We start from the raw sequence: 12,160 nt of genomic DNA, 5'->3' as shown, positions 1-12,160 counted from the left end.
CTACCTATACTTATCCCAATAATTCGGGTTATTTTTTCCTGAGCACACTTACACCACCATTACAACTGCGTACTGCTACGGCAGCTCCGGTAAATATTCCCTTTCAAATTGACACTGCTTTACGGGGCAACTCAAAATACACCTTGTTCATCACCGGTTACCTGGCCGATAGCTCGATTAAAAGCTCAATTTTATCGCTGGATACTGCCACCTTGCCGCCTATAGGAAGGGGAAAGATAAGATTTGCACATACTTCGCCCGGATCAGCCAATCTTGATCTGCGGGCAAACGATACACTGGCATTTAGCGACCGCACGTTTAACACCCTATCGCCATATATCGATATACCTACGGGCAATTATAATTTTACCATAAACGTACATACCACTCCTTCAAAAATTGAGTATACCTTAAGAAATGTATCTGTTCTTGACGGGCGCGCTTATACTATTTATACCCAGGGAATTGTGGGTCGTACAGATTCTGTTGCTTTTGGCGCGGCGGTTTTAACCAATAATTTATTGATAAAAGCCACGCAATAGTGGCAATTCTTTTTATATCCCTATTTTTGGGCAAAATTTGAAAAAGTGGAAATAATAAAAAGCATCATCGATTTTATACTGCATATTGATAAACACCTGGTACAAATAACCAGCGCATACCAGGGTTGGACATACCTGATATTATTTGCTATCATTTTTGCTGAAACAGGTTTTGTAGTTACACCGTTTTTACCCGGCGACTCGTTACTGTTTGCTGCAGGCGCCCTTATAGCAGGCGAAAAATCGGGCCTTGATATTTATTTGCTGACTATTATACTGATTATTGCAGCCTTTGCAGGCAATACCGTAAACTACCTGTTGGGCAACTATTTAGGCGCCAGGGTATTTAAAGAACATAATAAGATATTAAAGCTGGAGTATTATTTAAAAACCAAAGCGTTTTTTGATAAGCATGGCGCAAAGGCGGTTATCTTCAGCAGGTTTATGCCTATTATCCGCACCATTGCACCGTTTGTGGCGGGTGTGGGCAGGATGCCGTTTTTAAAGTATAGCTTATATAATATTATAGGCGGCGCCTCCTGGATCATTGTTTTCCTTTTTGCCGGATTATGGCTGGGTAAGGTTCCGTTTTTTGAAAAAAATTTCTCACTGGTTGGTGTCGCCATCATCCTTATATCCATAATTCCACCAATTTATGCGGCTATAGCTAACAGGGGTGTTAAGGAGCGCGCTGTTCAATAATTGGGTACCGATGCTAATTGATAGCTTCAAGTGTCATCCGGCCTATCATTTTATCTCCCTTATAGCTTTCTGATTTTACAAAACGACCAAGTTTGGGCGAGTACCATTCTGTMGTTTTTATATTAAAAGGGATTCCAATGCCCATCATGGTCATTTTAAAATTAACATCGTAGGTTATTTTAAAGCAATCAAAACTGCCGGCCGGAGTGCTTACGTTTTCGGTTTGCTCAACATTACGGTTAACAATATTGAGTTGCATGTTCCCCATTTGCTGCCCGTTGTTGCCAATGTTAATAGTTACGGTACCATCATCCAGTTTTTGGCCTGCTTTAAGATCAACAGGGTAGGTAAGGTATTTAGCATCGCCGGTCATTTGCATATTGCTGAACTGCTTCATAGATGAGGCCGGTATAAAAGCTTTCATATCCATTTTAATGGATTGCCCTGCGCATATTAATTCTGAATCGCCCGTGCCGATAGCCTTGTTTGCCTTATCAAACATTTCGGTATGAACAGTCGCCGTTGATTCATCTTTTTTAGTGGTGCTGTAAATAAATTTTCCCAGTGGTTTGCCATCGGCATTTTGGTTGGAGTAGGTGAGCTTTTTGCCATTAAGGGTATTAATGAACTGGCTGCAGGTTTGGGCCGATACCAATTGAAGGCAACCTGCCAGCAATGGTATAATCAGAATTAGCTTTTTCATGTGGATACGGTTATTTAAGACTAATTAAAGTTACAAAATTTGCAGCTGATATAACCCTTTTTACAATCGTAATAACACGGTTTTAATTTACGGGATCTACGTATTTTAACTTTTTGATGTTGACTGTAACAGAAGGCAAATCCGGCTGCCCCGCATCAACCCATGCCGAGTACCAGAAGCTGCCAACCGAAAGTATAGACGCTCTCATTTGCCGTTCAATCATGCCCTTCAACATTTTTTGATAAGCCAGGCTATAAGTTTCCGAGTAATCTTTTATTTCTCTTTTGCCATGCAGTACCATGCTGTATTTTTTACCGGCAGGGAAGCTTTTGCTTAATACGCGTTCAAACCGCAAAACCGAATCAACACTTTTAAATGATACCCGGCAAATCCTGAAAGCTTCGGCCAAAGGGTTTTCGATATAGCGGGCTTTGCCGGCTTTTAAATTATACTTATCACTAAAAAGCTCGGGTATGCGGCTTTCCCACAGGGCGTGTATGCCGGTTTGACCGGTTAGCTGCCCGTTGTAGTTTTGTGTAAGATGCAGCGGCACATGTGCATCGGCAATGTAATGGCCCAGGTTTGCCGATGTGTTAAGGATAGCCGTTGTATCATGCGCTTTAAATGCCCTTACCAGTTTGTAATATTGGTATTGTATGGTCCAGGGAACTGAGCCATATTTATCCAATGTATCGGCAGTATATTTTGCCGCGGCATCCTTCCATTTCTGTGGCATGGCGATCCATGGTTTTTTACCATAATGGTCGGCATCAAAAAAGTGCCTGGGTATCTCCGAGGAGTCTACATAGCGGCGTTTATCGGCGCTTACAGCGTGTTCAACAATGTAATTGATATTGGCCTTGTAAAAACCCGCCATGCCCTTAGGTAGCGTGTAAACGGCCAGGCGGTTAATGCGATAATGCGCGAAGAAGCCCCAGGAGGAGCAGAGTATAATTAAACCGATACCCGATAAGCTTAAAACGATAGCCCGCTTCATGAGGGTAAATATGGGTTTAAGTTTTGAGTTTTGAAGCACAGTGAACTACATTTTCCCTACATAAACCTTCGTATCATAATTGATGATAATAAAATCATCCTGCTGGTACTTATCAAAAAGACCTTTAAGGTCGGCCATCATGGATTCATAACCTGCCTCATCTTTAGCCGGCATATAGGATGATGAAAGTAACCGGCCTGTTAACCCGTTAAAATCAAACACTTGTTTGTTTTGAAATATCTCCAGCCGAAATGGTTCGGGATCAAAGAAAGCGCCGATATGTCCGTCATCAATATTACGATGATCCACCTTAACGTAGTCCCTGCCATGATTAACTATCAACCGGTCATATTCTATTTCAAAATCCGATTGCGTTTTTCTTTCGTTCCATATCAGGGCAACAATACCGCCGGGTTTTAAGATCCTTTTAAATTCAGTCTTCGTTTTTTTGGCATCAAACCAGTGGAAGGCCTGGCCGGCTACAATAAGGTCGATGCTGCCGGTCTCCAGTCTGGTGTTTTCGGCGGTGCCGTTTATCGCTTTGAAGCCCGGATAGTTGCCCAATAGTTCAACCGCCTTTTCGCGCATTTCCTGGTTGGGTTCAACGGCGATAACTTTGTATCCGGCATCCAGGAACAAGGCGGTGGAGATGCCGGTACCGGCCCCAATATCGGCGATGAGTTTGCCGGTGGACAGTTCATAATTATCTTCCAAAAATTCTACAATTGTTTTGGGATAGTGTGGGCGGTACTTTACATAGTCGTTTACCCGGTTGCTAAACCTGGTTGTGCTGTTGTTGGGCATGGCAAATTGAACTGGTTTAACTTTATTGGTATAAAAGTGGATTTATGTTGATATTGTTTGTACATTGTTTATACATTGTTTGATATTTTGTGAAATAAATTGCCTGATTTTAATTGAATCCTGGCCATTAAACTTAAATAACTTAAAAATAAAAAACCATTTGCATATTAAAATTTATCACCCTATATTTGCAGTCCTTAAAATAAGTAGAAAAAGAATAACAAAGCTATACGATGGCAAATCATAAATCATCTTTAAAAAGAATCAGGTCAAACGCTGCGAAGCGTCTGCGCAACAGGTACCAGGCTAAAACAACCAGGAACGCTATTAAAAAATTAAGAAACACTACAACTAAAGCTGATGCTGCCGCATTGTTAGGTAAAGTGATTTCTATGCTTGATCGTTTGGCTAAAAAGAATGTTATTCACAAAAACAAAGCTTCAAACAATAAATCGAAGCTTACTAAATTTGTAAATACTTTAAGCTAAATTTAGCTTTTCAAGATATAAAAAAGGGGATTGTGCCATTGGTACGATCCCTTTTTTTGTTTCCATGCTTTTTCATACTTTAATGCCGTGGAAAACTACGAAAATAAGATAGGCATAAAATCATGGGCCGAGGCCGACCGTCCGCGCGAAAAACTAAGCGGACAAGGCAGGCGGGCATTAACTGATGCCGAGTTGATCGCCATCCTCATAGGCTCGGGCAGCCGTAATGAAACCGCCGTTGAGCTCAGCAAGCGCATCCTGCATCATTACGAGAATGATCTGAATAAGCTGGGCAAGGCTTCCATCAGCGAGTTATCTAAATTTAAAGGAATAGGAGAGGCCAAGGCTATCTCCATTATAGCCGCTTTGGAGATTGGCCGGCGCCGTAACGATAGTGAGAGCCAGGCCCCGGATTATATTAACTCCAGCCGCGATGGTTATAACATTATGCGCCGCCATTTGATGGATTTGAACCACGAAGAATTTTGGATCATATTACTGGGGCGTTCACAAAAGGTATTAGGGAAAGAACTCATTAGCAAAGGTGGCTTGGCATCTACCGTATGCGATCCTAAAATTATTTTTCATGCAGCCCTGCAATACCAGGCCAGCGGACTTATACTGGTTCATAATCACCCATCGGGTAACCTGAAGCCAAGCCAGGAGGATGTGATGTTGACCAAAAAGATAGCCACGGCTGGCAGAATGCTGGATATTGGTGTATTTGATCACCTTATTATTACCGATAATGGGTATTTTAGTTTTGGAGACGGGGATTTGATGTAAGGGTAGATGTGTGCAGATTGCAGATTTCAAATGTGCAGATGTAAAAATATTTTTTTAATTCTGTAAATTTCTTCAATTCTAAAAATTCTGATTACGGTAAACTGTCCATTTACCCATCTATAATCTGCACATTTGAAATCTGCACATCTGAAATCAATTTAAATCCCAAATCCGAAATCCCACATCCGAAATCTTTATATCTTTGCCGATTATCATTTCTGAATAATGAAGATATCGTATAACTGGCTTAAAGAATTTATTGATACCGATAAAACTCCGCAGGAGATCTCGATCATACTTACCGGTACCGGTTTGGAAGTTGAGAGCCTGGAAAAAGTACAACCCATCCCCGGCGGATTGGAAGGCCTGGTGATAGGTTTTGTAAAGGAGAGTGTTGCACATACCAATTCAGATCACCTTCATGTTACCAAGGTTGACGTAGGAGGCCCTGAAGACCTGCAAATTGTTTGTGGCGCCGCTAATGTGGCTGCCGGGCAAAAAGTGGTTGTAGCCACTGTAGGCACTACCATATACCCGACTGTAGGCGAGCCATTCGCTATAAAAAAATCAAAAATCCGTGGTGAGGTATCCGAAGGGATGATCTGCGCCGAAGATGAGATAGGCCTGGGAACAGATCATGCGGGGATCATGGTACTTGATGCTGATGCTGTAGTTGGCACATTAGCAAAAAACTATTTCAAACTGCATGATGATTATATGTACGAGATAGGCTTAACCCCTAACCGTGCCGATGCCACCTCGCATTTAGGTACCGCCCGCGATATTGCCGCGTTTTTAAAGATCGGCATAAAAAAACCCGATGTTAGTAGCTTTAGAGTTGATAACACCAGCAGAACTATTGAGGTTGTGGTTGAGAACGGACAGGCAAGTCCGCGTTATTCTGGGGTTACTATAAGTGGTGTTGAAGTTAAAGATTCACCAAAATGGTTAAAGGAAAGACTGGCTGTTATTGGTATCCGTTCTATCAATAATATTGTGGATGCTACCAACTATGTGCTGCATGAGCTTGGTCAGCCGCTACATGCTTTTGATGCCGATGAGATAAAAGGCAACAAAGTGCTGGTTAAAAACTACGCTGAAGGAACAATTTTTAAAACGCTGGATGATGTTGACCGTAAATTATCGGAGAATGACCTGATGATTGGCAATACCGAAGAGCCAATGTGCATTGCCGGTGTTTTTGGCGGCGCTCAATCGGGGGTTAAATCATCTACTAAAAATATTTTCCTGGAGAGCGCTTACTTTAATTCTGTATCTGTACGTAAAACTGCTAAACGCCATGGTTTAAAAACCGATGCATCGTTTAGGTTTGAGCGTGGTACCGACCCGGATATGACGGTTTTTGCTTTGAAACGTGCGGCTTTGCTAATACAGCAGGTTGCAGGTGGTAAGGTATCTTCAGAAATTTCAGATCACTATCCTGCGCCGGTAGCACCTTTTGCTTTTGAGGTTACTTATAAAAACATCGACAGGCTGATTGGTCAGGAAATTACACATGGCGAGATCAAGGCGATTATTGAGGCACTTGACATTAAGATAGTGAATGAAACTGCGGATTCGCTGTCATTACAAGTGCCCCCATACCGTGTTGATGTAACCCGCGAGGTGGATATTGTTGAAGAGATTCTGCGGATTTATGGCTACAACAATATTCATATTCCTACACAGATCAGGGCTTCATTGAACAACTCACAAAAGGCAGAGAAGGATACGGTGCAAAACCAGATCTCGGATCTGCTGACCGCTAATGGCTTTAATGAGATCTTATCAAACTCATTAACTAAGTCGGCCTATTCAGATAACCTGGATGTTGCGGTAAAGATCCTGAACCCATTAAGCAGCGACCTTGATGTGATGCGCCAGAGCCTGCTTTTCTCGGGCCTGGAGGCTATTGCCTACAATCAAAATCGTCGTGCAGCCGATTTGAAGTTTTACGAATTTGGTAAGGTTTACAGCGTTAAGGATGATAAATACAGCGAGGTTCAGCGTTTCTCTGTTTTTATTACCGGCACCGCTGCAGCCGAGCAATGGAATCAAAAGCTTAAGCCTGTTTCGTTTTACAACATGAAAGCTATTGTTGATGGTATTTTACAACGTTTAAACATTACCGACTTTGTTGTTGAAGATGCTACCTGCAGTAAGTTAGCTTTTGGGCTTCAGTATATGCTAAATGGCAGGCAGCTGGTTAAGTTTGGCGCTGTTGCTGCAACTGCTTTGAAAAAAACTGATGTAGACAAAGAAGTATTTTATGCGGATTTTAATTTCGACATGGTACTGGCAGCGGTTCGTAAAAATGTGATAGTTCACCAGGACGTTTCCAAGTTTCCGGCGGTAAGGCGCGATCTTTCTATGCTTATTGATAAAACTGTATCATTTGGTCAGCTGAAGCAAATTGCACAGCGTACCGAGCGTAAGCTTTTGAAAGAAGTAAGTGTATTTGATGTTTACCAGGGCGATAAATTGCCTGCGGGGAAAAAATCATATGCGTTGAGTTTTATCATACAGGACATTGAAAAAACCTTAACCGATAAAGCCATTGATTCCATAATGCAGAAATTAATTTATAATTTAGGAAAAGAAGCAGGAGCGGAGATTCGCAAGTAATTATTGAATTACTGAATTATCGAATTAGTSAATAAATTTTCGCTTTTTTATTAAATCAGTAAATAAATCCAATAATTCAGTAATTCGACAATTCAATAATTAAAAATGCCTTCAGTAGCAGAACAGTTAAATAAGATAGTTGAGAAAACCGAAAGGTTGATTGAGCTTTGTGCTGCTTTGCAGGAGGAAAATGACTTGTTGAAACTGGAAAGTGAAGCGCTTACTGTTGCACTTGATGCAAGTAAAAATAAGACGAAAGACCTGGAAGAAAAGCTTCGTGTATTGAAACTTGCAAAATCATTTTCGGAAACAAATGAAAAAAGTGTTGACATTAAGCAAAAAATTAACGACTTTGTGCAGGAAATAGATAAGTGTATTGTATTATTGAAAAAATAGTACAAAAAGTGAAAGGCTCAATGGGAGAAATCTCAATAAAAATAAATATTGCTGACAGAGTTTACCCCTTAAAGGTAAACATGGAAGAAGAAGAGATAATACGCAGGGCGGCCAAGCTAATTAACGACCGGATAAAGGAATATCAGGAAAATTATGCAGTGAGGGATAAGCAGGATCTGCTTTCGATGTGTGTGTTGCATTATGCAACCTCATCATTAAAGGCCGAGAAAAAGGTTAACGTTGAAGATACCGACGTTGCTGAAAAGGTTTACCAGTTAGACCATTTGCTGAACGAATTTTTTTCGAAGTAATAAACGTTCTTTACATATACAGAGCACATTTAAGATTTAACCGCAGTTAAATTTTGGGTTTCACTATTAAAAACTTAACGCTTCAATATGAGCGGATCAAAGAGGCATGCGTTACTACAGGTACTAACGTAACCCATGATTCCAATATCCGAAATGAAGTTTTTCAATACATGATACTTAAAAGTTAGTTGCGGTTTTTTTATATACATACATACCAATAACCTAAAATGGACATATTATACATAATCATCGGGCTGTTGCTTGGCATAGGCCTGGGCATAGTCATCGGTCGCTTCCTGCTAATGAAGCTTTTTAAAGACCAGGAAACATCGGCACAAAATAAAGTGAAAAAAATATTAAAGGATGCTGAAAACAATGCCGAGATCCTGAAGAAAAATAAATTACTTGAAGCAAAAGAGAAGTTTTTACAAATGAAAGCTGAACATGAGCAGGAAGTAACCAACAAAAACAACAACATTAACCAGCGCGAAAACGGTGTTAAACAAAAAGAGCAATCATTAAACCAGCGCCTGGAGAACATGAACCGTAAGGAGAATGAGCTGGATAATACCCGTAAAAACCTGGAGAAACAAACCGAAATTGTTGTTAAAAAACAAGAAGAAGTTGAGATTTTAAAGAACTCGCATGTTCAGCAATTGGAAACTATAGCGGGTTTATCTGCCGATGATGCAAAAAATCAATTGATAGATACTTTGCGCGAAGAAGCCCGCTCCAAAGCCATGATCCAGATAAAGGATATTGTTGATGAGGCTAAGCTTACGGCCACCAAAGAGGCTAAAAAGATAGTTATCCAAACTATCCAACGCACCGCTACCGAAAGTGCTATCGAGAACACGGTATCAATTTTCAATATTGAAAACGATGAGATCAAAGGCCGTATCATTGGTCGCGAAGGTCGTAACATCCGTGCTTTGGAGGCTGCAACCGGTATCGAAATTATTGTGGATGATACCCCGGAAGCTATCATCTTATCAGGTTTCGACCCTGTAAGGCGCGAGATTGCAAGGCTGGCCATGCACCGTTTGGTAACAGACGGCCGTATTCACCCTGCCCGGATTGAAGAGGTTGTTGCAAAAACCAAAAAGCAAATTGAAGAAGAAATTGTAGAGATAGGTGAACGTACTGTGATTGACCTGGGTATTCATGGTTTGCATCCCGAGCTGATCCGTATGGTTGGCCGTATGCGTTACCGCTCATCTTACGGGCAAAACCTGTTACAACACTCGCGCGAGGTTGCCAACTTTTGCGCCACTATGGCTGCCGAATTGGGCCTTAACGTAAAAATGGCCAAACGCGCCGGCTTGCTGCATGATATTGGTAAAGTGCCTGATGATAACCCCGAGCTGCCGCATGCTATTTTGGGTATGCAATTGGCCGAGAAATATAAGGAACATCCTGAAGTTTGTAATGCCATCGGTGCTCACCATGACGAGATAGAAATGACGTCGATGTTATCACCAATCATCCAGGCTTGTGATGCTATATCCGGCGCCCGTCCGGGTGCCCGCCGCGAGGTTGTTGAAAGTTACATCAAACGTTTGAAGGAATTGGAAGAACTGGCTATGTCATATCCGGGTGTAGAAAAAACATTTGCTATACAGGCCGGCCGCGAACTGCGTGTTGTGGTTGAAAGCGAGAAGATAAGCGATGCCCAATCAGAAGTATTGGCTGCCGATATATCAAACCGTATCCAAACCGAGATGACCTATCCGGGCCAGATAAAAGTTACCGTGATCAGGGAAACCAGGTCGGTAGCATTTGCCAAGTAATTTCTTAATTAAAAATTAATACAACCCTTTCGGCTAATAACCGAAAGGGTTTTTATATTTACATTGAAATGGCTCCAAAGAAAATATCAGGCAACGGGAAAAGCGGCATGCAAACAAAAGCTGATGTCAATCGTCCGGTTGATGTTTATTTTGCTAAATATGCCGAGAGTCACCAAAATTCAACAAATGAGTGGATACATTTTATTTGTATTCCGCTTATTGTATTTAGCCTGCTCGGATTAATCTGGTCTATTCCGTTTCCATACCTCAATTTTTTAGGTGCCTATAATGGCGTGTTTAACTGGGCATCGTTTTTAATTGCCTTTAGTATTTACTACTATCTTAAACTTTCGCCCATATTATCATACCTGATGTTATTTGTACTGTTTGGCTTTAGTTATGCTATTATCGGGATAGAGCAATGGCATAAAACCGGTGGTCCGGCATTGTGGCTGGTTAGTTTAATTATATTCCTGGTATCATGGGCCGGGCAATTTATAGGGCATAAAATTGAAGGGAAAAAACCGTCGTTTTTTGATGATATTAAATTTTTGCTGATAGGCCCAATATATCTGCTCCATCTGATACTTAAAAAACTTTCTGTTAAGTACTGATTACCTTTTGTACTTAATGTTAACAATTGGTATCAAATATAATCTTGTGTTAACATTACTTTAATATTGTAGCCCAACCTTTGTGGAATAAATAAACACAAATGAAAAAGCTTTACTTTATTCTTTTATCACTGCTGATCATCGGGGTTGCAAATGTTGCAAATGCGCAAATTACTACCTCTTTAATTAGTGGAAAAGTTACCGACCAAAAAGGTGCTACATTGCCTGGTGTAACTATTACTGTACTTAATACAAGTACCGGTACCCGTTACGGCGCACAAACCAATGGCGATGGTCGTTACACAATTGCCAACGTTAACCCAGGTGGTCCTTATACCATCGCTGCTTCTTTTGTTGGATTTAAAAAAGACGAAAGAGCAGATATTACCTTAAGTTTAGGTACAACCACGTACAACTTCGCGCTTGCCGATGAAACCACAACCTTATCGGAAGTGAAGATTAAAGGAACAGCCGGTGGTACAAAAACAGGTGCAAGTACCCGCATCAACCAAAATCAAATCAAAAACCTGCCTTCTATTAACCGCAGTTTACAGGATTTAACAAGGTTAACACCTCAAAGCAACAACAACTCCTTCCAGGGAACCAACTACCGTTACAATAACGTAACACTGGATGGTGCCATCAACAATGATGCGATTGGTTTCAGCCCATCATTAGGTGGTCAGAGTAATGCATCGGGCCAGGTTGGTAGCAGTACACGTACAAGCCCTGTATCATTAGATGCTATACAGGATATACAGGTATTGGTTGCCCCTTATGATATTAAAATTGGTAACGTATTGGGTGGTAGTATAAATGCTGTAACCCGCAGCGGTACAAATGATTTTTCGGGCGCAATTTATGGTTACGGCCGTGGTGCTTTTTTGGTAGGTCCAAATAATGCTTCTGCTGCTGCTGGTGGCGATGGTTCAAAAATACCTACTACATTCCACGATTACCAAACCGGTATCCGTTTAGGTTTTCCTATTATTAAAAACAAGTTATTCTTCTTCACTAACGAAGAGATTGCCCGCCGGCAAGATCCAGTTATCCGTGGTGCTGATGCAAGCGGTTCAAGCCAGATCCTTAGCCTACAGGACGCTAAAAACCTTACAACTGCTTTCCAGCAATTTACTGGTGGTTTAAGTCCGGGTACATATTCAAATAGTTCTATCTACTCGCGCTCAAATAAATTCTTTAACCGTTTAGACTGGAATATTAATGATAATAACMAGTTAACTATCCGTAACAATACCATCACCTCAACAGCTACAAACTTAGAGCGTGATCAGCAAAACTTTCGTTTTGGGGGTATTGATTATGTATCTCATAATAACTCAACGTCAACTGTTGCTGAGTTAAAATCAAGGTTTTCAAACAGCGCGAGTAACAGTTTAGTAAT

Annotated in this window: 13 protein-coding genes; 10 read left to right on the top strand and 3 right to left on the bottom strand. The window is 41.1% G+C overall.

Annotated elements, in window-relative coordinates:
• Both AC1DPZ_RS14390 and AC1DPZ_RS14385 read left to right on the top strand, forming a co-directional pair.
• Positions 1–542 (top strand): DUF4397 domain-containing protein (locus tag AC1DPZ_RS14390; protein ID WP_477404489.1); only part of this gene is annotated, 542 nt, incomplete at its 5' end.
• A gap of 45 nt (positions 543–587) precedes the next feature.
• Positions 588–1,244 carry a VTT domain-containing protein gene (locus AC1DPZ_RS14385; protein ID WP_477404487.1) on the top strand — a complete coding sequence of 219 codons (657 nt, stop codon included), beginning with the start codon at positions 588–590 and terminating at the stop codon, positions 1,242–1,244.
• A 13-nt stretch (positions 1,245–1,257) separates the two neighbouring features.
• Here the strand turns inward: AC1DPZ_RS14385 and AC1DPZ_RS14380 are convergent, their stop codons facing one another.
• The 3 genes from AC1DPZ_RS14380 to AC1DPZ_RS14370 all read right to left on the bottom strand — a co-directional run bounded on the left by AC1DPZ_RS14380 (position 1,258) and on the right by AC1DPZ_RS14370 (position 3,748).
• Entirely contained in the window at positions 1,258–1,947 is a 690-nt protein-coding gene (locus AC1DPZ_RS14380; protein WP_477404485.1) for a TapB family protein, read from the bottom strand.
• 82 nt (positions 1,948–2,029) lie between these two features.
• Entirely contained in the window at positions 2,030–2,944 is a 915-nt protein-coding gene (locus AC1DPZ_RS14375; protein ID WP_477404483.1) for a zinc dependent phospholipase C family protein, read from the bottom strand.
• Positions 2,945–2,989: 45 nt separating this feature from the next.
• Positions 2,990–3,748: a class I SAM-dependent methyltransferase gene (locus tag AC1DPZ_RS14370; RefSeq protein WP_477404481.1), complete on the bottom strand. Its 759-nt coding sequence runs from the start codon at positions 3,746–3,748 to the stop codon at positions 2,990–2,992.
• Positions 3,749–3,981: 233 nt separating this feature from the next.
• Between AC1DPZ_RS14370 and rpsT the strand changes: the two genes are divergently transcribed.
• From rpsT to AC1DPZ_RS14330, 8 genes are all read left to right on the top strand, one after another.
• A complete protein-coding gene (gene rpsT / locus AC1DPZ_RS14365; RefSeq protein WP_477404479.1) occupies positions 3,982–4,236 on the top strand; it encodes a 30S ribosomal protein S20 in 255 nt (84 codons plus the stop codon).
• 87 nt (positions 4,237–4,323) lie between these two features.
• Positions 4,324–5,022: a RadC family protein gene (gene radC, locus AC1DPZ_RS14360; protein WP_477404477.1), complete on the top strand. Its 699-nt coding sequence runs from the start codon at positions 4,324–4,326 to the stop codon at positions 5,020–5,022.
• Between the two features lie 225 nt (positions 5,023–5,247).
• On the top strand, positions 5,248–7,647 hold the full coding sequence (gene pheT, locus AC1DPZ_RS14355) for a phenylalanine--tRNA ligase subunit beta (protein ID WP_477404475.1): 2,400 nt from the start codon (positions 5,248–5,250) through the stop codon (positions 7,645–7,647).
• A 105-nt stretch (positions 7,648–7,752) separates the two neighbouring features.
• Positions 7,753–8,043 carry a hypothetical protein gene (locus tag AC1DPZ_RS14350; protein ID WP_295717229.1) on the top strand — a complete coding sequence of 97 codons (291 nt, stop codon included), beginning with the start codon at positions 7,753–7,755 and terminating at the stop codon, positions 8,041–8,043.
• Positions 8,044–8,063: 20 nt separating this feature from the next.
• Positions 8,064–8,354, top strand: coding sequence for a cell division protein ZapA (locus AC1DPZ_RS14345; RefSeq protein ID WP_184550619.1), 291 nt, complete (start codon positions 8,064–8,066; stop codon positions 8,352–8,354).
• 227 nt (positions 8,355–8,581) lie between these two features.
• The gene (rny, locus tag AC1DPZ_RS14340) at positions 8,582–10,144 is read left to right on the top strand and encodes a ribonuclease Y (RefSeq protein ID WP_477404473.1); all 1,563 of its coding nucleotides are present in this window, start codon (positions 8,582–8,584) and stop codon (positions 10,142–10,144) included.
• A 68-nt stretch (positions 10,145–10,212) separates the two neighbouring features.
• Entirely contained in the window at positions 10,213–10,758 is a 546-nt protein-coding gene (locus AC1DPZ_RS14335) for an Mpo1 family 2-hydroxy fatty acid dioxygenase (protein WP_477404471.1), read from the top strand.
• A gap of 101 nt (positions 10,759–10,859) precedes the next feature.
• Positions 10,860–12,160, top strand: a 1,301-nt coding sequence (locus AC1DPZ_RS14330; protein WP_477404469.1) for a TonB-dependent receptor, incomplete at its 3' end; no start/stop codon positions are given.

The sequence above is a fragment of the Mucilaginibacter sp. P4_G9 genome (assembly GCF_056400985.1).
This window is presented reverse-complemented; position numbering and strand designations above follow the sequence as displayed.

Bases quoted from the DNA above. Each gene is read 5' to 3' on its own strand.
- AC1DPZ_RS14335 (WP_477404471.1), top strand. From the start codon at position 10,213: ATGGCTCCAAAGAAAATATCAGGCAACGGGAAAAGCGGCATGCAAACA.
- AC1DPZ_RS14375 (WP_477404483.1), bottom strand. From the start codon at position 2,944: ATGAAGCGGGCTATCGTTTTAAGCTTATCGGGTATCGGTTTAATTATA.
- AC1DPZ_RS14370 (WP_477404481.1), bottom strand. From the start codon at position 3,748: ATGCCCAACAACAGCACAACCAGGTTTAGCAACCGGGTAAACGACTAT.
- AC1DPZ_RS14345 (WP_184550619.1), top strand. From the start codon at position 8,064: ATGGGAGAAATCTCAATAAAAATAAATATTGCTGACAGAGTTTACCCC.
- rny (WP_477404473.1), top strand. From the start codon at position 8,582: ATGGACATATTATACATAATCATCGGGCTGTTGCTTGGCATAGGCCTG.
- AC1DPZ_RS14350 (WP_295717229.1), top strand. From the start codon at position 7,753: ATGCCTTCAGTAGCAGAACAGTTAAATAAGATAGTTGAGAAAACCGAA.
- rpsT (WP_477404479.1), top strand. From the start codon at position 3,982: ATGGCAAATCATAAATCATCTTTAAAAAGAATCAGGTCAAACGCTGCG.
- pheT (WP_477404475.1), top strand. From the start codon at position 5,248: ATGAAGATATCGTATAACTGGCTTAAAGAATTTATTGATACCGATAAA.